Below are 22,778 nucleotides of genomic sequence, written 5' to 3' on the forward strand. Positions count from 1 at the left end.
CTGTGGCCTGCACATTAAGTCTTGACATTGGGGGGTATGTTTCTAATCAGCAGGGTAATTTCCCGTCATTCTCCCTCTGAGGTTCCCATGATCCCCCGTTATTCCCGCACCGAGGCCGCCGCTATCTGGGACCCGTCAACCAAGTACAAGATCTGGTTCGAGATCGAAGCCCATGCCGCCACCAAGATGGCCGAGCTTGGGGTTATTCCGGTTGAAGCGGCTGAAACCCTGTGGGCCAAGGGCAAAGACGCCGCCTTTGACGCTGACCGCATTGACGAGATCGAACGCACCGTAAAACACGACGTCATCGCCTTCCTGACGCATGTGTCTGAAATCGTCGGCCCCGAAGCCCGTTTCCTGCATCAGGGCATGACCTCATCGGACGTGCTTGACACCTGTTTTGCCGTTCAGCTTCAGCGGTCGTCTGACCTTCTGATCGAGGGCGTAGATGCCCTGCTGGCAGCCATCAAAAAGCGTGCGCTTGAACACAAGTTCACCCCCTGCGTCGGTCGTTCGCATGGCATCCACGCTGAGCCGGTGACCTTTGGTCTGAAACTGGCCGGTTACTACGCCGAGTTTGTTCGTGCCAAAAAACGCCTTGAGATCGCCCGCGAAGAAATTTCGACCTGCGCCATTTCCGGTGCGGTTGGCACCTTCGCCAATGTCTCGCCCGAAGTTGAAGCCTATGTCGCCGAGCAGATGGGCCTTCAGGTCGAGCCGGTCTCCACTCAGGTCATCCCGCGCGACCGACACGCGGCTTTCTTCGCGGCTCTGGGTGTGGTTGCCTCTAGCATTGAGCGTCTGGCCGTCGAAATCCGTCACCTGCAACGTACCGAAGTGCTTGAGGCCGAAGAATTCTTCTCGAAGGGCCAGAAAGGCTCATCGGCCATGCCGCACAAGCGTAACCCGATCCTGACGGAAAACCTGACGGGTCTGGCGCGTCTGGTGCGTTCGGCTGTGGTGCCTGCCATGGAAAACGTTGCCCTGTGGCACGAACGCGACATCAGCCATTCGTCCGTTGAACGCGGCATTGCCCCTGACGCCTGCGTGCATCTGGATTTCGCCCTGCGTCGTCTGGCCGGTGTGATTGAGAACCTTTTGATCTATCCAGAAAACATGCAAAAGAACCTCGACCGTCTCGGCGGTCTGGTGCACTCGCAGCGCGTGCTTCTGGCGCTGACGCAAAAGGGCATGAGCCGCGAAGACAGCTATTCGGCGGTTCAGCGTAACGCCATGCGCGTCTGGCGCGGCGAAGGCAACTTCCTCGATTTCCTGAGTGCCGACGAGGACGTCTCGAAATTCTTCACGCGTGAGGAACTGGAGCCCTTCTTCGACCTTGGCTACCACACCAAACACGTCGACACGATCTTCGCCCGCGTCTTCGGCGAATAAACCCATACCTCCCCATCTCTGATGGGGAGGGGGACCGCACGAGCCGCAGGCAAGATGCGGTGGTGGGGGTTCTGTATTGTAAAGGTTTCCCATGTCCCTCACCCTGCTCTCAGACGCCTTTGACTTTGACGGCTTTAGCGATCGTTTCGCCAAAAAAGGCCGTGTGCGCCTCGAAGGCGCGCTGTCGCCCGATGATGCCCATGCGGTACATATCGCGCTTGAGCAGCAGACCCTGTGGGAACTGCACCTGATGAGCGCCGAGGGTACGCCGGATATTATCTCGCGCACCGAACTTGAGGAACTTAACCCCTCCGAAATTCAGGATCGCCTGTCCGCCGCCGCTGAACGGGCGCAAACCGGCCTGTCGTTTCTGCATCTCGGATATGATCTGACCTCCGAAGCCGCCCTGCGCAATCTGGGCGAGGATCATCCGCTCTACCGTCTGGCACAACTTGTCTGGTCGCCGGATTTTGCCGCTTTCTGTCAGTCCGTCACCGGCCTGTCAGACCTTAAGCTTCAGACCCTGACGGCTACGGCCTATCGTCCCGGTGATTTTTTCACCATGCACACCGACAAGGACGCGGCCTTAAGCTTTGAATGGAACTTCACCCATGACTGGCGCTCGGACTGGGGCGGGCAGATTCTGTTCCATTCGCCCTCGGGGGACCTTGAGGGCGGGATCATGCCGCGCCTGAACGATTTGTCGCTCTATGCCGGGGACCAGCCGCGCTCGATTGCCTCTCTGGCCGCCTATGCCGGTGGCCCGCGCTTTGCCATTACCGGACGCTTTGCCTGAGGGCCCTGACGCCCCGCGCTTATGGTCTTGATCTTGCAGTCCGCTTAAGCCAATGTGCAGCGGCCTGACGGGACAGGCAAACAGCGGGGGCATTCACGGTGGTTATACCTGATTTTCTGACACTCGATTTCCTGACGCCTGAGGTTTTGCGCCCCGAAGTGCAGGCCTTTGCCAATGGCTTTCCGGTCACTCTGCTGCATGCGGGCGTCACGCTTGTGATGCTGGTGGTCGGTGCCTTTATCTATTCCATCCTCACGCCCTATAAGGAAATTGGCCAGATACGCGAAGGCAATTCTGCTGCCGCCGTAGCCTATGGTGGCGTTATTTTCGGTCTGGCCATTCCTCTGGCAGCCTCGCTGGCAGCCTCCACCTCCCTGCGGGAAGTCGTTATCTGGGGTGGGGCGACCATTCTGCTGCAACTGTTTGTCTTCAGGCTGGTGGACTTTCTGCTCACAGGTTTACCCGCGCGCATCAATGAAGGCGAAGTCTCTGCCGCCGTGCTTCTGGTGGCGGCCAAGCTATCGGCGGCACTGGTGCTTGCCGCGGCCGTGTCAATTTAGAACAGGCTTCAGGGGGGGGATCAGGCGATGAAAGTTCCCGACTGGATCATCTATGGTGCGGCGCTGGCTCTGATTATCGGCATCACGGGACACTGGGCAGAAAACTCCGTAGCCCCCGAGGCGCCACCACCGCCCGGCCCCGGTGAAATGGCGTTGTTTGCCACCTTCACCCCTTTCAGTCCAAGTGAAATCATCACCCTGCCTTTGATGGACAAGCAGGAAAAGCGCGGCACGGCCTTTTCCGTTTCAAAGGACGGCGAATGGGTGGTGGCGCGCGAAAGCCTTAAGGATTGCGCCCATCCCTTTATCAATGTCGGGGGCAATCTGGGGGTGCCCTTTACCACCCGCCAGATTGACGGCCTTGAAAACTACGTGCTGGCAGTGACGGGTGGCGGTGGCAGGCCCTTACCTATGGCCGCCCCCAATTCACTTAAGCCGGGCATGCGCGGCTTTATGCCGGGCTTCCCTCAGGGACATATCGGCGAAGCGACCGCACGACTGATTGGGGAAACCCGTCTCAAAAGCCGCCGCCGCTTTGAAGGCCCTGAAACGGTTATGGCCTGGGCCGTTGCCGGTCGCACACAGAACATTCCGGGCAGTCTCAATCAGCTTCTGGGCGGGCCGACCCTTAATGCCCAAAGTGAGGTTGTGGGCATCACCATAAAGACAAAGCCGCGTCGCGGGCGTATCTATTCCTCGACCCCACAAACCCTAACGACGCTTACAACTGCGTCATCAAGGCCACAGGAAACGGGGCCTGAGAATTTGTTGACACGCCGTAATTACGGCACCGTCTCCGATACGCTGCGTCGCGAATACCGCGTCGTGCAGGTCGGCTGCATCAAAACCTGAGATTATTCAGGCTTCTTATCGGTCGTATCCTTATCAATGACCTTGATCTTGTTACCAGGGGCCACCTGTACGTCCGGCGTCAGGCTGTTGTCATTGGCATCCTCAGGCACATCATATTCATGGCCCTTTTCCGGCGGAAAATATTCCTTGTCTTCACCGGCCTGATTGAGCTCTCCGGGGGTAAAGACCTTTTTTCCGACGTGCTCGGCAACATCCGCAGGCGTACGATCAGCGGGATTTTTTGTAGACATGACATACCTCCTTATTAAATAAGGAGTTTAATCCCTGAAATATAAAAAGCCTGTCCGCACAGAGGCAGGGATTTATAAAAGCCGCCTAGGAAGGTCGGAAGCCTGATGCCCTGCTATTCGCCTTTGGTGTCGGCGTTGTAATACTGCACGCCGATCTCAATCGCCTTACGACCCGTGTTGCGGCGGTGGCGGTTGGTGTCGCGCAAACTATAGACACAGCCGCAATATTCCTGCTGGTAGAATTCCTCGCGCTTGGAAATCTCGATCATACGCGCGGAACCGCCGCCCTTGCGCCAGTTGTAATCCCAGTAACTTAAGCCCTCATAAGGGGCTACGGCGCGCTCGCCGCTGCCGTTGATCTGCTTCATGTCCTTCCAGCGCGAAATCCCCAGCGAACTGGTCATCACCGGAAAGCCGTGCTCGTGTGCATAAAGGGCGGTACGTTCAAAGCGCATGTCAAAGCACATGGTGCAGCGGATGCCCCGCTCCGGTTCCCACTCCATGCCCTTGGCACGCTCGAACCAGTTGTCGGTGTCGTAATCAGCATCGATGAACGGCACGCCATGCTTTTCGGCAAAGCGTATATTCTCGTCCTTACGCAGCAGATATTCACGCTCAGGATGGATGTTCGGATTATAGAAAAAGATGGTGTATTCGACACCAGACGCCAGCATGGCCTCCATGACCTCACCCGAACAGGGTGCACAACACGAATGCAGCAGCACCTTTGTCTCACCATTCGGCGGCGTCAGGACAGGGCGCTGAAATTCGGTCGGAGGATTGTCATTCTGTGGCTTGCTCATGGGGCGCGTCCATATCATGACCCGCGCCCCTGATCAACAATCAGACAGTTACCTTAAGGCCCGCCCCTTCAACAAGATCAGCGACCACCGACGGATCGGCAAGGGTAGAGATATCTCCCAGCGCTTCCGGCTGTCCTTCGGCAATCTTACGCAGGATACGCCGCATGATCTTGCCTGAACGCGTTTTCGGCAGACCCGGCGCCCACTGAAGCACGTCCGGTGAAGCAATCGGCCCGATGTCACGGCGCACATGGTCACGCAAGGCTTTTTTCAATTCTTCTGTGCCCTGTACACCCTTAACCAGCGTAACAAAGCAATAGATGCCCTGCCCCTTGATATCGTGCGGATAGCCAACCACGGCGGCTTCGGCGACATCAGGATGCGCGACCAGAGAACTTTCTACCTCGGCCGTTCCCAGACGGTGACCGGAGACATTCAGCACGTCATCCACACGTCCGGTGATCCAGAAGTAGCCGTCTTCGTCACGCCGTGCCCCGTCACCGGTGAAATATTTGCCCGGATAGGTCGAGAAATAGGTCTCAATGAAACGCGGATGATCGCCATAGATCGAGCGCATCTGACCGGGCCATGAATCGGCAATACAGAGATTGCCCTCAACGGCCCCCTCAAGTTCCTTGCCCTCGGCATCAACCAGAACGGCCACAACCCCGGGAAGCGGCAGGCTTGCCGAACCGGGCTTAAGATCAACGGCGGCCGGCACCGGCGTAATCAGATGCCCGCCGGTTTCGGTCTGCCACCAGGTATCGACGATCGGGCAATTGCCGTTACCGACCACGCGGTGATACCAGTTCCACGCTTCGGGGTTGATCGGTTCCCCGACACTGCCCAACAGGCGAAGCGAGGACCGTGAGGTCTTTGTCACGGGCTCTTCACCTTCGCGCATCAGGGCACGGATAGCGGTTGGGGCCGTGTAGAAGGTCGTGACCTTATGCTTGTCGATCACCTCCCAGAAACGGCTGACGGTCGGATAGTTCGGTACGCCTTCAAAGATCAGCGAGGTCGCCCCCGCCGCCAGAGGCCCATAGACTACATAGGAATGGCCTGTGACCCAGCCGACATCGGCGGTACACCAATAGATGTCGCCCTCATGGTAATCAAACACGGTTTTAAACGTATAGGTCGCCCACGCCAGATAACCGCCGGTCGTATGCAAAACGCCCTTCGGCTTACCCGTAGAACCTGAGGTATAGAGGATAAACAGCGGGTCTTCGGCGTTCATCACTTCCGGTTCGCAGACGTCGCTCATGGCCTCGACCTCATCATAGATCGAGATGTCGCGCCCGCCATGCGTCAGGAACTTGCGATCCTTAGAGGTAACAAACACCGTCTTGACATCGGGGCACTGCAACAACGCCAGATCGGCATTCATTTTAAGTGGAATTTTCTTGCCACCGCGCACACCTTCGCAGGTGGTGATCAGATATTCAGACTTACAATCAAGTATGCGTCCCGCCAGACTGTCGGGCGAGAAACCGCCAAACACCACGGAATGCACCGCCCCGATGCGCGCGCAGGCCAGCATGAAATAGGCCGCCTCCGGCACCATAGGCAGATAGATGGTGACGCGATCCCCTTTTTTAACGCCATATTTTTTCAGCAGATTGGCGCGACGGTTTACCTCACGCGATAGCTGGGTATAGGTGACATTATAGGACACCGACGGATCATCGCCCTCAAAGATAAAGGCAACCTGATCGGCCCGTTGCGGCAGATGCCGGTCAATACAGTTGACGGTGACATTCAGTGTCCCATCGGCAAACCAGCGGATGCGGAAATCATCGCGGTTAAACGAGACGTCCTTAGTCTGGGTAAATGGTAATGTCCAATCGAGCAAATTCCCGATATTTCGCCAATGGGCATCAGGATCCGTTTTCAGCAAATCATGCTGCGCCTGAAGGCCCGATTTTGTCAGGCTGTTCTCACGGGGATAGTGTGCTGGCACGGGATAAAGCGTGGCATCAGTCATAGTAGCGGGCGTCCTCAAAGTTTTTATTATTAAAAATTTGAGACCAGCATACGCCCCTGACGCAACCAAAGTCGATAGGACCAATTGCAAATATTATATTTAAAACGCACCGTTCAGCAAAATGTGATCACAGTAGGTAAATTAGCGCTCGGTCTTGAGCGGACGCGTCATCAGTTCACCGATCGCCTTATCGACACTGACCTCACCGGCCAGAATAGCGGCCACGGCATTACAGATCGGCAGGTCAACTCCCAATCGCTCCCCTAAGTGGCGCACTGCCGGTGCCGATTCGACCCCTTCGGCCACGGAAATCTTGCCCTCAAGCGCCTGAGCCAGCGTCAGACCGCGACCGAGCGCCAGGCCGACTGACATGTTACGCGACTGTGGCGATGAACAGGTCAGCACCAGATCCCCAAGCCCGCACAGCCCCGACAAGGTTTCGGACTTTGCCCCCAACGCCTCAGCAAAACGCACCATCTCGGCAAAGCCGCGTGTAATCAGGGCGGCATGAGCGCTGCGCCCCAGTCCCTTGCCTTCGCTGATGCCGCAGGCAATGGCCAACACGTTTTTCAGCGCGCCACCGGCCTCGGCACCGGTCATGTCATCAATCAGATAGGGCCGGAAGGTCGCCGTAGCCAGTGTGGTCGAAATGCGCGCCCCGAGGTCAGGCTCATGACAGGCCAGCGTCACTGCGGTCGGCAGGTTCCGCGCCACTTCGGCGGCAAAGCTTGGCCCCGACAGCACCGCAGACGGCACACCCGGCAGGATTTCGGCCATGACCTCGTTCATCAGGTCGTCCGTGCCGCGTTCAATGCCCTTGGCACAGAGCACTACCGGCACGCCCTCACGCAGATAGGGTTTGAAGGCGGTAAGCGTCGCACGCATATGTTGGGCGGGCGGCACCGCAAGGATCAGGTCACAGTCCTTCAGGTCTGCGACGTCCGCCGTCGCCTTCACGGCAGCCTCAAGCGGCACATCGGGTAAATAAAGGCTGTTCAGGTGATCGCGGTTGATGCTTTCAACCACTTCAGGCTCACGTGCCTGAAGCAATACCTCACGACCGGCCCGCGCCGCCACCTGCGCCAGAGCCGTGCCCCATGCGCCTGCACCAATAACCCCGACCGATAAAAATGGTATGGCAGATTTGAACCGGCTCACGCCTTGGCCCCCTTACGTCCTGACTTTTTATGTATGGGTGCGCTGATCGCCCTGTCCTCGTCAAGGGGCCAACGCGGACGGGCCACGGTTTTCAACGACTCCTTGCGAAAATCCGCCGCATTGAAACCGGCTTCTTCACGCAACAGCGCAAAGCGCTCAAGCCCCGCCAGCGCAATCATCGCGGCATTGTCCGTGCACCATTCAAGCGGCGGGGCAACAAAGCGGAATCCATTGGCCTCGGCCAATTGGGTTAACCGCGCCCGAACCGTCTTATTGGCCGCGACACCACCGGCCACAACAAAGGCAGGCCGTTCCGCACCGGTCATGTCCTTGAACAGCTTCATCGCCCGCTCCGAGCGCTCGGACAACTGGCGCGTGATCGCCGCCTGTACCGAAGCGCAGAGATCGGCCCGATCCTGAGGCGTCTTCACTTGCTCCATCGCCACCCTGGCCGCAGCGGTTTTCAGACCCGAAAACGAAAAATCACAATCCTTACGGCCGAGAAGCGCACGCGGCAGTTCAAATCGCGTGGCATCTCCGGTCACGGCCTCACGCTCAAGGGCCGGTCCTCCCGGATAGCCCAGCCCCAGCGTCTTGGCGATCTTGTCGAAAGCCTCACCGGCGGCATCATCTATGGTCGTCCCGAGGCGTTGGTAATCCCCGACACCGCGCACAGCCAGCAACTGACAATGGCCACCTGACACCAGCAACAGTAAAAACGGAAAGGCCACATCTTCGGTCAGCCGCACGGAAAGGGCATGGCCTTCAAGATGATTGACACCGATCAGCGGCAGGTTACGGGCAAAGGCAAAGCCCTTGGCAAATGACAAGCCCACCATGACCCCGCCGATCAGGCCCGGCCCCGACGTCGCGGCCACGGCATCCAGATCATCTGCGGTTACGCCCTTATTCGCCGCCTGCTCAAGCGCCAGCCGCGCCAGATCATCGATGGTCTCCACATGGCTGCGCGCAGCGATTTCCGGCACCACACCGCCATAGACCGCATGTTTGACGACCTGAGAATGGATGACCGAAGACACCACCTCTACACGTCCGTCAGCGTCGCGGCGCACCACCGACACGGCGGTTTCGTCACAGCTTGATTCGACTCCGAGAACGCATAGGGTCATGTGTGGGGGACGCTCCGTAAAAACTGCCGCGACACAAACGGTCAAATGGTCACACGTCAAGAGGCTTGCAAGGCTTTTGACGAAAAACTACAAACAGTCTCATGACACACCTGCTTAAAATCGGAACCCGCGGCTCAAAACTGGCAACCACCCAATGCGGCTGGGTCCAGAGGCGTATTACGGCAGCCTTAGGCTATGATCCCGTCCGGGCCGACGAAATCGCGCCCCTGAAAATTATCGTCACACAGGGTGACCGCATTCAGGATCGCCGCCTGATCGAAGCCGGTGGCAAGCAGTTGTTCACCAAGGAAATTGAAGAATCCCTTTTGAACGGCGATGTCGATGTTGCCGTCCATTCGCTCAAGGACATGCCTGCCGAAGACGTACCGGGCCTGAGCCTGTGCGCCATTCCCGTCCGCGAAGACCCGCGTGACGCCTTTGTCAGCGTGAACTATCAAACCCTTGCGGACCTGCCGAAGGGTGCGAAACTCGGCACCGCCAGCATGCGCCGTCAGGCACAGGCTCTGGCGGCTCGTCCCGACCTTGAGGTCGTGATGATCCGGGGCAATGTCGATACGCGCCTGAAAAAACTTGAGGCCGGTGACTGCGACGCCCTTTTGCTGGCGGCGGCGGGTTTGAAACGCCTCGGTCTCGAAGAGCGTATCCGCTCTTATATCGACCCTGACCTGTTCCCCAATGCGCCGGGTCAGGGCGCTCTGGCCGTGCAATGCCGTACCGCAGACCTCAATCAGGACTGGATCAGCAAATTGCACCACCCCGAAACCCATCTGCGCATTCTGGCCGAACGTGGCGCCTTAGAAGCGCTTGAGGCGTCGTGCCGTACGGCGGTTGGAGCCTATGCCAAAATCGACGGCGATACTTTATCCTTGTTTGTCGAAGCCCTGACCGCTGATGGTCAGACGCGCTGGCAACGCCGTGAAACGCTTGCAAACCCGACGCCGCAAACCGCGCACGCCCTGGGGCTCAGGCTCGGCCACTCCATCCGTGAAGAAGCCGGTGACCGGCTTATTGTGGCATGATGCTTTACTGGATCAGTCGCACCCTTCCCGCGGCTGAAACCACGGCTGAAAAGCTGAAAGCACGGGGCTATGCCAGCCTGACCGACCCGGTGCTGGTGGTCGAACCAATTGCCGCCGCTGTCGATGTGTCCGATTTCACCGACATCATCTTCACCAGCCCCAACGGAGTTACGGCCTTTTGCGCCCGACACACGATCCGCGCCCTGACGGTCTGGGCGGTCGGCACGGCCACGGCAGAAGCTGCCCGCAGTGCCGGTTTTCAGCATATTCATGATGCCAATGGCGACGGCGGCGACCTCAGCCGTCTTATTATCAAAACCGGCAATCCGGCAGGCCATTATCTATATGCGGGGCCAGAAACCCCTGCCCGTGATATTGCCGGTGCACTGGCTGAGGCGGGCTTTCGCTTCATGCAAATCCCCTTTTACCGCACGGTTGCGCGGCAACCTGAAACCGCCCTTCAGCGTCTGGGCGACATCAGCCATGTCCTGATCCACTCGCCCCGTGCCGCCACCCTCATCGGGCAGGCTCTGATGGATAAACCGCTTTCTAACACTCTGCGCGTAATCTGCATCTCCGAAGCCGCCGCCCTGAACTTCGCCAAAGGTTTGCAGAGATCGCTTGATTTGAGCACTGGAAATATTTCAGGCTTGGGCATACACATAGATATCGCCGACCACCCCAGCGAAACCTCTATGCTGGAGCGGATCGGTTTATAAGCCACATGGCAGGGTTCAACGGACAGACGCCTTCAGATGACAGACGAAACCAAAGACGACCTCACCCTCTCCAGCCTGCCGGACACGGATAGCCCGCAAAAGGAAAAATGGGCGCGCGGCCCGTTGATGATTGCCGTCGCCATCCCGCTTTTGTTTGTGCTTCTGGGCATTGCCTTTATGAGCTTTGCCGTCTTCAAGGAGCAACGGGCGAAAACCGATGTGGCCGCCGTCAGCGCACCAGCCCAAGCCCAGACCCAAGCCCAGACCACAGCGCCTGAGCCCCAGGCCGACCCGCGTGATGAGCAAATTGCCCGTCTTGAGGCCGAACTGAACGCCCTTAAGGCCAATCCGCCTGTCGCCAGCAGTGACGCCTCAGGCTTTGGCCAGCGTCTTTATTCCGATACTGGCTACGGCAGCCTGAGTGCGCGTGTTGACCGCCTTGAGGCCAATCAGCGCCTGATGGTTCAGGCCGCTGCCGCTGCCACCGCCGCTTCGGGTCTGCAACAGGCCGCCAAAAGTTCACAACCATTCCTGAGCGAACTGGCCGACGTTGAAAAAAGCCTGACCGATACCTCACTGATTGCGCCTCTGCGGCCTCTGGCGCAGAAAGGCGTCACAAGCGAAGTGACACTGGCGGTTGAGTTTCCGGCCTATGCCGCACGGGCGCAGGCCGTCGCGCGACCGGCAACTGAGAACGGCTTTCTCGATCGCCTCGGCAATCTGTTCGGTCGCCTGTTGACCATCCGCAGCATTGACCCGTCCACGGCCAAAGGTGCCGAAGCCGTGCTTATCCATGCGCAGGCCCGCATTGACGAAGGCGACCTGCCCGGAGCCATTGCCCATCTGAAAACCCTGCCGCCTGCCGCGCAGGACGCCCTCAAGCCCTGGCTCGACCGCGCCGAACAACGCGTTCAGGTCGATCAGCTGACCCGCCGCGTCGCCGTTGAGGCCTTAAGCCGCCTCAGTCAGGTCAATTACGCGACGAACACCTATGCCTCACCGGCACCGGAGGGCAGCCTGTGATCCGTACCGCCCTTATTCTGTTAGGCATTATTGCGCTTATCGCCATTGCTATCGGTTTCACCGGTGACGCCGGTCAGGCCAGCCTTATGTGGCTTGGGTACCGGATTGATACCTCGGCCTCGGCTGTGGTCATACTGATCGGGGTGCTGGCCTTTTTCGCCGTCGCCTTCTGGCAACTGGCCCTGTGGCTGTCACGCTCGCCGCAGCGGGCCGAGCGTAAACGCGCCGCCACCCGCCGCCGTCAGGGCGAAGAAATCATCACGCGTGGCTTTCTGGCGGTGGCATCCGGTGACGGTGCCGAAGCCCGCCGCTCAGCGCTGAAGGCCGTCGATCTTTATGATAATGTCGCTCTGGTGCGCATTTTAGGGGCCATGGCCGCCGAAACCGCCAAAGACGAAACCGCCACCCGTGCCGCTTATCAGGCCATGCTGAGCGTGCCCGAGCTTAAACTGGCGGGCCTGCGCGGCCTGACCCATCTGGCGCTGGCGACCGGTGATCGCACCGAGGCCACACGTCTGGCGTCTGAGGCCTATAATCAGGCCAAACCACCGATGTGGGCGTTTAACGCCCTGTTTGAAGCCCGCATCGTCGCCGGTGAATGGGCCGAAGCGCTTGATCTGGTCGAAGGGGCTCTGGCGCGCAAACTGGTGTCACCGGTCTTTTCCGAACGCGCCCGTGCCGCCCTTATGGCCGCCTCTGCCGCCCAGCTTGAGACCTCGGATGAGGCGCAAATGCGTGAGCAGGCGCTTGATTATGCCGTACGCGCCGCCAAGCTTCAGCCGATGTTTACGCCTGCCGCCGTGCTCGCCGCCCGCCTTCTGGTGGCCAACAAAAAGCTGGGCCGCGCCGAAGACGTGCTGGAATCGGCCTATGCTGCCGCCCCGCATCCAGCCATCTGGCTCGCCTACCGCGATCTTGTCAGCGCCGAAACGCCCAAAGAACGCGCCCGTCGCCTTCAGGGCATAATTGATCGCAACCCGTCTCACCGCGAGAGCCAGCTTTTGCAGGTTGAGCGCGCTGTTCTGGGCCACGACAAGGCCGAAATCGAACAGGCCGTCGCCCGCCTTGAGCCGGAACTGTCTGACGACAAGCTGACCCGCCGTCTGGCCGGTCTGATGGCCAAGGCCGCACTGGCCAGCGGGGAACCCGATGCGGCGCGTGACTGGGTGGTGCGTGCCGCCGCAGCCCGTCCCGAAGCCGACTGGTCTGATCTTGATGCCGAAGGTAAGGCCTTTGCCTACAGCCCTGCGGACTGGACGACGGTGGTGACCACCTATGCCGAAACCGGTACATTGGCCCATCCGCGCCTTGAGCGTGGCGAGGCGACACTTGCGGACGTGCCTGATCTGCCGACACGCTATGTGCCGTCCATGCCGTTTGTCAAATCCGCGCCGCGTAAGATGCCTGTGCGTGATGCCTCCGTTGCTGCCGTGCCCACCGACGACCCGCCGGTGAGCTTCGAAGATGCCGACGGCTTTGATGCCGCCATCACCGGTCAGGAGCTTGACGAAGCCGCTGCCTCCACCTTGCCCGCACCAAAACCCCGCGCCCGCCGCAAGCCTGCAAAATAAAAGCGCATCCCAAAAAGTGGGAAGCACTTTTTGGATTAAGATGCGCGTCTGAAAAAATCAGGCATCCCAAAAAGTGGGGAGCGCTTTTGGGACCAAGATGCGCGTCTGAAATAAAGTCAAAAACCGCTTGGCAAGCCGATAATCAGACTGTAAAGAAACGCCCTCCGAACCGGACGGGCGTTTTCTTATATGCCCATTAGAAGTGCCGCTTTAGCTCAGCCGGTAGAGCACCTCATTCGTAATGAGGGGGTCAGGTGTTCGAGTCACCTAAGCGGCACCATTATTTTCCGCTCACGCTTATGTTCGCCGCACAGGCTGGTCTCCTGCGTTATTGGCTCACCGCTCAGCGAGGGCGCGCCATAAGGCACGGCGCACGGTCGTGCTTGCCTCGCTCTGCCCGGAAGTTTCCGCTCGCGACAGCCTGCATCCTCCACCCCCGCAACAATATGTGAGCGCAATCACCCTCACTTTCTTACGAATCCTCGGCTATAAGACCGGCTATCTATTTTGTGTGTGCGGCACGTCTGTGGCTGCAAAAATAAGAAAGCCCTCCCCCTATGACCGTCACCGGTTCCGCACCGAAACCGATACGCTCAGGCACAGTCCGTCCCGGCGTTGTTCTTTTTGCACTGGCCATGGGCAGTTTTGCCATTGGCACGACCGAATTCGCCACCATGAGCCTGCTGCCCTATTTTTCGGACGATCTGAGTATCGATCCGTCCAAGGCTTCACACGTCATCAGCGCCTATGCGCTGGGGGTTGTGCTGGGGGCACCGGCAATTGCCGTGATGGGCGCACGCTATTCACGCAAATATCTGCTGATCGGCCTGATGCTGTTCTTTGCCATCGCCCACCTCCTGAGCGCTCTGGCGCATGATTATGTGTCGCTGATGGCGTTTCGTTTCCTGAGCGGTCTGCCGCACGGTGCCTATTTCGGGGTCGCCGCTCTGGCTGGCGCCGCTGTCGTGCCTCAGGACAAACGCGGTCAGGCCGTGGCCCGCATCATGCTCGGGCTGACCATTGCCACCATTATCGGCGTCCCGGCCGCCAACTGGATCGGTCAGGCCGTCGGCTGGCGCTCTGGCTTCGGCCTTGTCACGGCCCTGTCGGTACTGACCATGATACTCATCTGGCGCTACGCCCCGCATGATGCCGCCCAAAAAGACGCCACGCCCTTGCGGGAACTGGACGCCCTGAGGAACGGGCGTGTGTGGCTGATCCTCGGCATCGGCGCGATCGGCTTCGGCGGCATGTTCGCCGTCTATACCTATGTCGCCTCTACCCTGCTTTATGTCACTGAGGTCAGGGACGCCTTTGTACCGGTTGTACTGGCCATATTCGGTGCAGGTATGACGGCGGGCACGCTGGCCTGCGGCTGGCTTGGGGACAAATTCCAGCTTAAGGCCGCCGGTTTTGTCCTGCTGTGGAGCGCTGCCACTCTGGCGCTCTATCCGTTTACCGCCCACAATGTCTGGCTCATCAGCATTGTCGTGTTTCTGATCGGCGGTGGGGGCGGGCTTGGGATTATCCTGCAAACGCGGCTGATGGATGTCGCAGGTGAGGCTCAGACCCTTGCGGCGGCACTTAATCACTCGGCCTTTAACTTCGCCAATGCGCTTGGCCCGTTTGTCGCCGGTCTGGTCATCACCAGAGGCTATGGCTATGAAAGCTCAGGCACGGTGGGTGTTATCCTCACGCTTGGCGGGTTCGCCATCTGGGTCATGGCCATGCTTGAAGCTCGCCACCGCCGCGCAGGGAAATAATTTTCCATAAGACGCAAAAATTTCCGAATAAGGCTGCGTTCGTGGGATGACAAACGACTCACAATGCGCCATATGAGCCATTCCGCAGCGGTCATGGTGACCTCTGTGTGACCCCATCAGAAAGGCCGATAAACCGGTTTCGCCATGCGTGATTTTTACAGAATTCGTCGTCTGCCCCCCTATGTCTTCGAAGAAGTCAACAAGGTAAAGGCACGACTGCGAGCGGCGGGCACCGACGTTATCGACTTTGGTATGGGCAATCCCGACATGCCGACCGCACCGCACATTGTCGATAAGTTGGTCGAAACCGTCAAAAAGCCCAAGACCCACGGCTATTCTGTATCCAAGGGCGTTCAGGGTCTGCGTAAGGCCATGGCCGGTTATTATGACCGCCGCTATGGCGTGAAGCTCAATCCCGACACCGAAGTGGTCGCAACCCTTGGGTCCAAGGAAGGCTTTGCCAACCTCGCCATGGCTATTACCGCGCCGGGCGATACGGTCATCTGTCCCAATCCGGCCTATCCGATCCATGCTTTCGGTTTCCTGATGGCAGGCGGCGTGATCCGTCACGTTCCGGCCCTCTCGCCTGAGGAATATCTGTCGGGTATTGAAAAGGCCGTAAAGCATTCGGTGCCAACCCCTTCGGTGCTGATCGTTTCCTATCCGTCCAACCCAACGGCGCAATGGGTCGATCTTGATTTCTACAAGGAAGTCATCCGCATCGCCGAAAAGCACGACCTGATCGTGCTTTCGGACATCGCCTATTCGGAAATCTATTTCGACAACAACCCGCCGCCGTCGATCCTTCAGGTCGAGGGGGCGATCAAGCGTTCGGTCGAGATCAACTCCCTGTCAAAAACCTATGCCATGGCTGGCTGGCGCGTGGGTATGGTCGTCGGTAATTCGGAAATTTGTGCCGCTTTGGCGCGCGTCAAATCCTACCTTGATTACGGCGGGTTTGCTCCGATTCAGGTTGCGGCAGCGGCGGCGCTTAACGGCCCTCAGGATAATGTTGAGGAAATCCGCAACATGTATAAGTCACGCCGCGACGTACTCATCAGTTCGATGAAGCGTGCCGGTTGGGATATTCCGCCGCCCCCGGCCTCAATGTTCGCCTGGGCCAAAATCCCGGACAAGTTCCAGCATCTGGGGTCTATTGAATTTGCCAAGCTACTGATCGAAGAAGCCCATGTCGCGGTTGCACCCGGTCTGGGATTCGGCGAATACGGCGAAGGCTATGTGCGTATCGGCCTTGTGGAAAACGAACATCGCATCCGTCAGGCGGCCCGCAATATCAAAAAATTGTTGCAACCGGTTACCGCAGGGGCGAAGCTGGCTGACGACGCAGACTAAACCGCTTATAATTAATTGATTTTACATATCTAATACCATGACGGCAAGTTTACGGACTTGCCGTCATTTTCTTGCCACACACTAAGATGTGACACACCCATCTGGCAGATTTTTTGCAGGATGGTTTGACTCGAAGGTTCATATGCGCTTCACTCGCCTTATTGTGCAGCGCAATAGTTTCGATTGAAACAGGCATTCCAGACCTGTTGTACATAAGTTTGGTGATGAAAAAGGATTAACCGTGGTCAGTCTGCAGTTCGACCTAACCAGCGACTCTGAACAGGACGCCTTTTTTGGTGCCTTCTTCAAGTTTGTCGAAGCCGCCGCTGTTGACGATGCCGACGCCATTTCTATGCATTCTGACACTCAGGGCGACCCGCACATCAAGGTCGTGACCTTTGAGGATCAGGGTCTGGCGGAGCAGTTTCAGTCCTACTGGTCACAACGTCGTCGCTGGCTGGGGCTTTAGGCCCAACCCGACACAAGGGATCTTATGTCGCTCATCAAGGCCCTGCCGCTTCGTTATCGCCTGCCGCTTATTCACGGCACACTGGGCCTGATCGGCAGATGGCGGGCAAGGCACTGGACTAAGGCCACATCCGCTCAACCTAAATGCGGCCCTTTTACCGTCTCGGGCTTTTTTAACGAAAGCATTGGTGTAGGCCGCGCGGGTCAACTTACGGCACAGGCACTTGAGGCCGCAGGCTACCCCGTTCACCGGCATGACATACGCCCCTGCTTTGGCCACATCAGGGATCAGAAGGCGCAATTACCCGGCAAAAACGGCGGCGTGTGGCTGATCCACGCCAATGCCCCAGAAGCGCTGGTCGCCCTGCTCAGCCATACACCGGATCAATGGTCAGAGCGCTATCGCATCGGGTTTTGGGCGTGGGAAACCCCCAAGGCTCCGGAATACTGGGTGTGGCTGGCCGCCTATTTTCATGAAATCTGGGTGCCCAGCCGCTTTGTGCGCGATGCGCTGGCGCGTGCCTTTGTGGCGTATGGGGCCGACCAGTGTGTTGAGCGGCTGCGGGTCATGCCGCATCCCGCACCACAACCACCCGTCAAAGCCGATCGCGCAGCCTTTGGCCTGTCGCCTGAGACTTGCGAAATCCTTAGCCTGTTTGACGCCAAATCTTCAGCCGCCCGCAAAAACCCCTGGGCCGTCATTGCGGCATGGACCAAAGCCTTTCCTGTTCCTGGCACGCAACGCCGCCTGACCTTAAAGGTGCAGGACCTCAGCGACGATCTTGCGACCCGCACCCGTCTTGAGGCCCTGACCAGTCAGCGTCCGGACATCCGCCTGTTTACCGAGCGCCTGTCGGATGTCGATATGGGACGCTTTGCCGCCTCGTTTGACGTGCTTGTGTCCCTGCATCGCTCGGAAGGCTTTGGCCTTAGCCTGTCTGAGGCCATGCAGGCAGGCGTGCCGGTGATGGCCACAAACTGGTCAGGTAATACAGATTTCATGACGCCGGAAAATGCGCGGCTGATCCGCTATAAGTTGATCCCGCTTGACGATGCCGACGGGGCCTATAGCGCGGTCAAACCGGATGCCGATCAGGTCTGGGCCGAGGCCGATACTGACGAGGCAGCGCAGGCCTTGTATCACTTATGCACCGATGCGGCCTTACGCCAGCGTCTGGGCGATGCGGCGCGCGCGGTTTCCAATCAGGTGAACGCCGCATGGTCATCTGAAGCCCTTGCACCCCTGCCCTTCAATTCATGGCTTTAGGGCCATTGACTTGACTCTTTGGGGCAAAACGGGCAGATAGGCCGCCTCTAAAGCCTTATCAGGGCTTTTTACGTAGCAAACCTCTGCGATCACAACCCCGATCATCTGGAATCGGACGGGGATCGAGAGGCTCCCCGTCGGCGCGTTGCGCTCACGGGGTGTTTTTGTTTTGTAAAATAGCCCGAACTATTGATCCAAAGACCCGACTTAAGAAGGAAAGCCATGTTCGACACGCTGAATGAACGCTTATCCGGTCTGTTTGACCGTCTGGGCGGACGCGGCGTCCTCACTGAGAAGGACGTTGACGAAGCGCTGCGCGAAGTGCGTGTCGCCCTCCTTGATGCCGATGTCGCCTTGCCGGTCGTGCGTCAGTTCATGACCAAGGCCCGAGAGCTGGCCACCGGCGAAGCGATCATCAAGGCCGTTAAGCCTGCTGATCAGGTCGTTAAGGTCGTCTATGACGGTCTGATCGACATGCTGGGCGGCGAAGAGCCTACACCGATCAATCTCAATGCCACCCCGCCCGCCGTCATCCTGATGGCCGGTTTACAGGGCTCGGGTAAGACCACATCTTCCGCCAAGCTGGCCCTGCGTCTGACGAAGTTTGACCGCAAGAAGGTCATGATGGCCTCGCTCGACACCCGCCGTCCGGCGGCGCAGGAGCAATTGCGCCTGCTGGGTGAGCAGATCGAGGTCGCCACCTTACCTATCATCGCCGGACAAAGTGCCGTCGAGATCACCAAGCGCGCCCTTCAGTCGGCAAAGCTTCAGGGCTTTGACGTCCTGATCCTTGATACCGCCGGTCGCACCACGCTTGATGAAGCCCTGATGAGCGAAGCGGCGGAAATCGCCAAAATCGCCACACCGGTTGAAACCTTCCTTGTGGCGGACTCGCTTACCGGTCAGGACGCGGTGCGTACCGCGACGGCCTTCCATGAGCGCCTGCCCCTGACCGGCCTGATCCTGACCCGCGTTGACGGTGATGGCCGCGGCGGTGCCATGCTGTCCATGCGCGCCGTTACGGGCTTGCCGATCAAGTTCACCGGCTCGGGCGAAAAAGTTGATGCGCTGGATGTCTTTGACGCCCGCCGTATCGCCGGTCGCATATTGGGTCAGGGTGACGTGGTCGCGCTGGTCGAAAAGGCCGCGCAGGAACTCGATGCCGCCAAGGCAGAACAGATGGCCAGAAAACTGGCTAAGGGCAAGTTCGACCTTGATGACCTTGCCGAACAATTGCGCCAGATGCAGCGCATGGGCGGTATGCAGGGCATTATGGGCCTTCTGCCCGGCGTGCAAAAGGTCAAGAAGCAGATCGATGATCTGAACATCTCCGATAAGGTTTTTGCCCGTCAGGTGGCCATCATCACCTCGATGACCAAGGAAGAGCGCAAGAAACCTGACCTGCTCAATGCTTCGCGCAAGCGCCGTATTGCCGCCGGTTCCGGCGTCGATGTCTCCGAAATCAACCGCCTACTGAAACAGCACCGTCAAATGGCCGACGCCTTCAAGATGATGTCGAAGAACGGCGGCAAGGGCTTTGGCAATATGGCCAAGATGCTTGGCATGGGCGGTATGGGGGGCATGCCCAGCGCCGCCCAGATGCAGCAGATGGGGAAATCCCTCGGTCAGCAAACCCCCGAAATCGGTGCTGATCCGATTGCGGATATGGAACGGCTCAAACAATTGGGGGCAGGTCAAATGCCCCCCGGTCTCAAGCTGCCCGGCATGGGTGGTGGCGGGCTTCCCGGACTTCCGGGTTTAGGCGGGGCTTCCTCGTTTAATCCCAAAAAGAAATAACTGAAATCACTCGAAACAGCTTAACTCTAAGGATCTTGAAATGCTGAAAATTCGTCTGTCGCGTGGCGGCTCCAAGAAGCGCCCTTACTATCATATCGTTGTTGCTGACGCCGCCGCCCCGCGCGATGGTAAGTTCATCGCCAAGGTGGGTTCTTATAACCCAATGCTGGCCAAGGACTCCGAGCAACGCGTCACCCTTAAGGTCGAAGCCATTGCTGAATGGCTGAAAAAAGGCGCCCAGCCTACCGACCGCGTGGCACGTTTCCTATCCAAGGAAGGCCTCGTGAAGTGGGAACATGGCAACAACCCGCAAAAGGGTACGCCTGGCAAGAAGGCTCAGGAACGTGCCGCTGAACGTGCTCAACGCGAACAGGACCGTCTGGATGCCGAAGCTGCTGCCAAGGCGGAAGCGGCTGAAGCCGCTGCTGCACCGGCCGCAGAAGAAGCACCGGCTGCTGAAGAAACCCCTGCCGCAGAAGCTTAATTGCTTTTCACGGCACGGAATTAAGGCTAAGGCCGGAAGCGTAAGCCTCCGGCCTTTTTCTTTGGGTATATGTCTCAGATGTCTGATCTTGTTTTCGTCGCACAGGTGGGTGCTTCCTTTGGTGTCAAAGGTGAGTTCAAGCTCATCAGCCATACCGAAGACCCTCTGGCGGTTCTGGAATATAATCCGCTGCTGAACGACAAGGGCGAACCGGCCCTGAGTATCACCGGTGCGCGCGGCCACAAGGGCGCTCTGATCGTCAGGGCCGAAGGCATTGCCGACAAGGACAAGGCCGAGGCCATCAAGAACCAGAAGCTCTATGTCCGACGCGAAGACCTGCCGGAAATTGATGATGAGGATGATTACTATATCACCGACCTGATCGGTCTTGAGGTACGCAATCCTGACGGTTCGAAACATGGCCGCATCAAGAACGTCGAAAATTTCGGCGCGGGCGACCTGCTCGACATTCAGCCAACCTCAGGCACCAGCTACTACCTCGCCTTCACACGCGAAAATGTGCCTGAAGTGAATATTGCCGATGGCTTTGTTGTCGTGGTGCCGCCGAAAGAGGTCATTGCCGATCCTAAGCCCGAAGACGAGGCCTGATCGTCTCAGATCAGGTTCTGAAACTGCCCGATGACCGTGCGGTATGAGTCGCGCTTAAAGGACACCACACGGTCAATGACCGTCTCAAGGTCGCACCACTCCCAGCGCTCAAACTCCTGTTCGCCGTGCGCCTCAAGGTCAACTTCCGTGTCTTCGCCATCAAAGCGATAGGCAAACCATATCTGCTTCTGACCTTTGAAATTGCGGCCGATCTTTTTGTTGGCCAGCACTTCGGGTGGGAAATCATAGACCACCCAATCCTGCGTCCGCCCCAGAAGCGTCACCGAACGTATGCCGGTTTCTTCATAAAGTTCACGCAGTGCCGCGGCCTCAAGGTCTTCGCCCTTATCGACGCCGCCTTGTGGAAACTGCCAGCTGAAATGTCCGCCGACGCCAAAGCGCTTGCCGATCCACACCTGATTGTCACGGTTAAACACCACTATGCCCACATTGGGGCGATAGGCATCGAGAGTGTCAGTGTGCGGCGTATCGGTCATGGCCGTGCTATAGCCGAAGCGGGCGCAAGTTGCAGCCCCTTTTCTTCCAGTCCCTGCGTCCATTTTATCGCCACTGCCAGCGTCACCGGATAGGCAAAGCCTGTCCCCAATGCATGTCCGCGCGCTTTGGCGGTCGCCTCAAGCCCCGAAAGCTGATTCTGGATGCTGGCGGCATTCAGTTGAGCATCAACGACTCGGTCAGCACTGGCCCGCCCCCAGGCCCCTGTCAGGCCACGCCCCTGCCCGTCATCGATAAAGGTCAGGCCGCGTAGTTTAAGCGCATTAGTAAAGGCCGGTGCCGCCGTCTTGTCACGCAGGAAGGCGCTGCCCTGATAGTTGATGACACCGAAATAGCCACTGGCCTGCCCCAGAACCCATTTCAGGCGCGACTGGGTTTCATCGGCCGATTGTTTGATCATCAGTGTCTTAGGGCCGGGATCGGTCGCCGGATAATCGACCGGCTCCATCGGCATCTCGATGAGCACCTCATGGCCCTGCGCACGTGCCATGTTGATCCAGTTCTGCAACCCGTCGGCATAGGGCACAAAGGACAGGGTCACCTCGGCAGGCAATTGCTCAATGGCCGCCCGTGTCGTCGCCGGATTAAGCCCCAGCCCACCGACAATCAGCGCCACTCTGGGCTTGCCGTTTGATTTAAACGGACGGGCATAGGCCTGAGACGGCGTACGGCCATCCGCCCCGATAATCGGTAAATTTCCATCCGGCCCCGGCTCAAACAGTCCGGCAATCGGCGCAGGTGTCAGGGGCCTGGCGGCGAGTTTACCGCGCGCAGGCACCGTGATCGGCGATCCGTCATCGGGCAGGGTGATCACCGCGGTGCCGTCCACAGGGCCAGCTTCGGCCTGCAAGGCAAAGCCGCTGGCTGAGCTGCCCTCAAACATACCTACCGAATCAAGCCCGAAGGCCGCATCCCCCGATAAAGGAGCTAGTGGCATCTCACCGGTTTCATTGGCATGGGTTTCAGTGGGGGTAAAACGCGCCAGATTGACCCGTATCTGGGGGGAACCCGCCTCAGGGTTGGCCGCAAGCCCCAGAAACAAGGCACCGGCCCCCGCCAGAACACCGAGAGCCAGAAGCGGTGCGACATAAGGCTTTTTCACACCGGCCCACAGATGCGTGCCAATACCTCTAAGGCGAGCCTGTACAGAGCCGGATGGACGCACCAGTGACGACGACGACAGTGCCGACAACTTCTTTCTGGTGAACATGACCCGACCCGATGATTCCACAGCGGGAA

22 protein-coding genes and 1 tRNA gene are annotated in these 22,778 nt (G+C 58.6%); 16 read left to right on the forward strand and 7 right to left on the reverse strand.

The features are described from left to right. The first annotated feature begins 87 nt into the window (after positions 1-87). The 4 genes from purB to E5201_RS09545 all read left to right on the forward strand — a co-directional run bounded on the left by purB (position 88) and on the right by E5201_RS09545 (position 3,600). Positions 88-1,392: an adenylosuccinate lyase gene (gene purB / locus E5201_RS09530; RefSeq protein WP_140985794.1), complete on the forward strand. Its 1,305-nt coding sequence runs from the start codon at positions 88-90 to the stop codon at positions 1,390-1,392. A 91-nt stretch (positions 1,393-1,483) separates the two neighbouring features. Next, positions 1,484-2,188 (forward strand): 2OG-Fe(II) oxygenase family protein, encoded by a 705-nt coding sequence (locus tag E5201_RS09535; RefSeq protein WP_140985795.1) that lies wholly within the window; start codon positions 1,484-1,486, stop codon positions 2,186-2,188. Between the two features lie 98 nt (positions 2,189-2,286). Then, complete coding sequence (locus E5201_RS09540; protein ID WP_246050540.1) at positions 2,287-2,748, forward strand: DUF350 domain-containing protein; 462 nt, start codon at positions 2,287-2,289, stop codon at positions 2,746-2,748. Positions 2,749-2,775: 27 nt separating this feature from the next. After that, complete coding sequence (locus E5201_RS09545; RefSeq protein ID WP_140985796.1) at positions 2,776-3,600, forward strand: peptidase; 825 nt, start codon at positions 2,776-2,778, stop codon at positions 3,598-3,600. 2 nt (positions 3,601-3,602) lie between these two features. Here E5201_RS09545 and E5201_RS09550 read toward each other — a convergent pair whose 3' ends face one another. From E5201_RS09550 to tsaD, 5 genes are all read right to left on the reverse strand, one after another. Further along, the gene (locus E5201_RS09550; RefSeq protein ID WP_140985797.1) at positions 3,603-3,851 is read right to left on the reverse strand and encodes a hypothetical protein; all 249 of its coding nucleotides are present in this window, start codon (positions 3,849-3,851) and stop codon (positions 3,603-3,605) included. Positions 3,852-3,964: 113 nt separating this feature from the next. Then, positions 3,965-4,654, reverse strand: a complete 690-nt coding sequence (locus E5201_RS09555; protein ID WP_140985798.1) for an epoxyqueuosine reductase QueH — start codon at positions 4,652-4,654, stop codon at positions 3,965-3,967. Positions 4,655-4,694: 40 nt separating this feature from the next. Continuing rightward, positions 4,695-6,641: an acetate--CoA ligase gene (gene acs / locus E5201_RS09560; protein ID WP_140985799.1), complete on the reverse strand. Its 1,947-nt coding sequence runs from the start codon at positions 6,639-6,641 to the stop codon at positions 4,695-4,697. Between the two features lie 141 nt (positions 6,642-6,782). After that, positions 6,783-7,778 (reverse strand): NAD(P)H-dependent glycerol-3-phosphate dehydrogenase, encoded by a 996-nt coding sequence (locus E5201_RS09565; protein WP_140986116.1) that lies wholly within the window; start codon positions 7,776-7,778, stop codon positions 6,783-6,785. A 17-nt stretch (positions 7,779-7,795) separates the two neighbouring features. Next, positions 7,796-8,929, reverse strand: coding sequence for a tRNA (adenosine(37)-N6)-threonylcarbamoyltransferase complex transferase subunit TsaD (gene tsaD / locus E5201_RS09570; RefSeq protein ID WP_140985800.1), 1,134 nt, complete (start codon positions 8,927-8,929; stop codon positions 7,796-7,798). Positions 8,930-9,030: 101 nt separating this feature from the next. Here tsaD and hemC point away from each other — a divergent pair, with 101 nt between their 5' ends. From hemC to rimM, 12 genes are all read left to right on the forward strand, one after another. Next, complete coding sequence (gene hemC, locus E5201_RS09575) at positions 9,031-9,969, forward strand: hydroxymethylbilane synthase (RefSeq protein ID WP_140985801.1); 939 nt, start codon at positions 9,031-9,033, stop codon at positions 9,967-9,969. Further along, entirely contained in the window at positions 9,966-10,688 is a 723-nt protein-coding gene (locus E5201_RS09580) for a uroporphyrinogen-III synthase (RefSeq protein WP_140985802.1), read from the forward strand. Before hemC ends, E5201_RS09580 begins: the two co-directional genes overlap by 4 nt. Positions 10,689-10,724: 36 nt before the next feature. Then, complete coding sequence (locus tag E5201_RS09585; protein WP_140985803.1) at positions 10,725-11,711, forward strand: COG4223 family protein; 987 nt, start codon at positions 10,725-10,727, stop codon at positions 11,709-11,711. Further along, positions 11,708-13,282 (forward strand): heme biosynthesis protein HemY, encoded by a 1,575-nt coding sequence (locus tag E5201_RS09590; protein WP_140985804.1) that lies wholly within the window; start codon positions 11,708-11,710, stop codon positions 13,280-13,282. Before E5201_RS09585 ends, E5201_RS09590 begins: the two co-directional genes overlap by 4 nt. Before the next feature lie 204 nt (positions 13,283-13,486). After that, positions 13,487-13,562 (forward strand) — tRNA-Thr (locus E5201_RS09595). A gap of 277 nt (positions 13,563-13,839) precedes the next feature. Then, positions 13,840-15,045 carry an MFS transporter gene (locus E5201_RS09600; RefSeq protein WP_140985805.1) on the forward strand — a complete coding sequence of 402 codons (1,206 nt, stop codon included), beginning with the start codon at positions 13,840-13,842 and terminating at the stop codon, positions 15,043-15,045. Positions 15,046-15,189: 144 nt separating this feature from the next. Further along, positions 15,190-16,398: an LL-diaminopimelate aminotransferase gene (locus E5201_RS09605; RefSeq protein WP_140985806.1), complete on the forward strand. Its 1,209-nt coding sequence runs from the start codon at positions 15,190-15,192 to the stop codon at positions 16,396-16,398. A gap of 241 nt (positions 16,399-16,639) precedes the next feature. Next, positions 16,640-16,867: a hypothetical protein gene (locus tag E5201_RS09610; protein WP_140985807.1), complete on the forward strand. Its 228-nt coding sequence runs from the start codon at positions 16,640-16,642 to the stop codon at positions 16,865-16,867. 24 nt (positions 16,868-16,891) lie between these two features. Continuing rightward, on the forward strand, positions 16,892-18,133 hold the full coding sequence (locus E5201_RS09615) for a glycosyltransferase family 4 protein (RefSeq protein ID WP_140985808.1): 1,242 nt from the start codon (positions 16,892-16,894) through the stop codon (positions 18,131-18,133). Between the two features lie 222 nt (positions 18,134-18,355). Continuing rightward, on the forward strand, positions 18,356-19,930 hold the full coding sequence (gene ffh, locus E5201_RS09620; RefSeq protein WP_140985809.1) for a signal recognition particle protein: 1,575 nt from the start codon (positions 18,356-18,358) through the stop codon (positions 19,928-19,930). A 40-nt stretch (positions 19,931-19,970) separates the two neighbouring features. Beyond that, complete coding sequence (rpsP, locus tag E5201_RS09625) at positions 19,971-20,414, forward strand: 30S ribosomal protein S16 (protein ID WP_140985810.1); 444 nt, start codon at positions 19,971-19,973, stop codon at positions 20,412-20,414. A gap of 78 nt (positions 20,415-20,492) precedes the next feature. Next, positions 20,493-21,023, forward strand: a complete 531-nt coding sequence (gene rimM / locus E5201_RS09630) for a ribosome maturation factor RimM (RefSeq protein ID WP_140985811.1) — start codon at positions 20,493-20,495, stop codon at positions 21,021-21,023. A 5-nt stretch (positions 21,024-21,028) separates the two neighbouring features. Here the strand turns inward: rimM and E5201_RS09635 are convergent, their stop codons facing one another. Both E5201_RS09635 and E5201_RS09640 read right to left on the reverse strand, forming a co-directional pair. Further along, entirely contained in the window at positions 21,029-21,520 is a 492-nt protein-coding gene (locus tag E5201_RS09635) for an RNA pyrophosphohydrolase (RefSeq protein WP_140985812.1), read from the reverse strand. Then, complete coding sequence (locus E5201_RS09640) at positions 21,517-22,749, reverse strand: divergent polysaccharide deacetylase family protein (protein WP_140985813.1); 1,233 nt, start codon at positions 22,747-22,749, stop codon at positions 21,517-21,519. The genes E5201_RS09635 and E5201_RS09640 overlap by 4 nt, the downstream gene beginning before the upstream one ends. Positions 22,750-22,778 lie beyond the last annotated feature (29 nt).

This window comes from Asticcacaulis tiandongensis (assembly GCF_006475605.1).
GTDB classification, from domain to species: Bacteria; Pseudomonadota; Alphaproteobacteria; order Caulobacterales; family Caulobacteraceae; genus Asticcacaulis; species Asticcacaulis tiandongensis.

Coding starts and splice junctions, on each gene's coding strand:
- purB (WP_140985794.1), top strand. CDS start 88: ATGATCCCCCGTTATTCCCGCACCGAGGCCGCCGCTATCTGGGACCCG.
- E5201_RS09535 (WP_140985795.1), top strand. CDS start 1,484: ATGTCCCTCACCCTGCTCTCAGACGCCTTTGACTTTGACGGCTTTAGC.
- E5201_RS09545 (WP_140985796.1), top strand. CDS start 2,776: ATGAAAGTTCCCGACTGGATCATCTATGGTGCGGCGCTGGCTCTGATT.
- E5201_RS09550 (WP_140985797.1), bottom strand. CDS start 3,851: ATGTCTACAAAAAATCCCGCTGATCGTACGCCTGCGGATGTTGCCGAG.
- E5201_RS09555 (WP_140985798.1), bottom strand. CDS start 4,654: ATGAGCAAGCCACAGAATGACAATCCTCCGACCGAATTTCAGCGCCCT.
- acs (WP_140985799.1), bottom strand. CDS start 6,641: ATGACTGATGCCACGCTTTATCCCGTGCCAGCACACTATCCCCGTGAG.
- tsaD (WP_140985800.1), bottom strand. CDS start 8,929: ATGACCCTATGCGTTCTCGGAGTCGAATCAAGCTGTGACGAAACCGCC.
- hemC (WP_140985801.1), top strand. CDS start 9,031: ATGACACACCTGCTTAAAATCGGAACCCGCGGCTCAAAACTGGCAACC.
- E5201_RS09580 (WP_140985802.1), top strand. CDS start 9,966: ATGATGCTTTACTGGATCAGTCGCACCCTTCCCGCGGCTGAAACCACG.
- E5201_RS09585 (WP_140985803.1), top strand. CDS start 10,725: ATGACAGACGAAACCAAAGACGACCTCACCCTCTCCAGCCTGCCGGAC.
- E5201_RS09600 (WP_140985805.1), top strand. CDS start 13,840: ATGACCGTCACCGGTTCCGCACCGAAACCGATACGCTCAGGCACAGTC.
- E5201_RS09605 (WP_140985806.1), top strand. CDS start 15,190: ATGCGTGATTTTTACAGAATTCGTCGTCTGCCCCCCTATGTCTTCGAA.
- E5201_RS09615 (WP_140985808.1), top strand. CDS start 16,892: ATGTCGCTCATCAAGGCCCTGCCGCTTCGTTATCGCCTGCCGCTTATT.
- ffh (WP_140985809.1), top strand. CDS start 18,356: ATGTTCGACACGCTGAATGAACGCTTATCCGGTCTGTTTGACCGTCTG.
- rpsP (WP_140985810.1), top strand. CDS start 19,971: ATGCTGAAAATTCGTCTGTCGCGTGGCGGCTCCAAGAAGCGCCCTTAC.
- rimM (WP_140985811.1), top strand. CDS start 20,493: ATGTCTGATCTTGTTTTCGTCGCACAGGTGGGTGCTTCCTTTGGTGTC.
- E5201_RS09635 (WP_140985812.1), bottom strand. CDS start 21,520: ATGACCGATACGCCGCACACTGACACTCTCGATGCCTATCGCCCCAAT.
- E5201_RS09640 (WP_140985813.1), bottom strand. CDS start 22,749: ATGTTCACCAGAAAGAAGTTGTCGGCACTGTCGTCGTCGTCACTGGTG.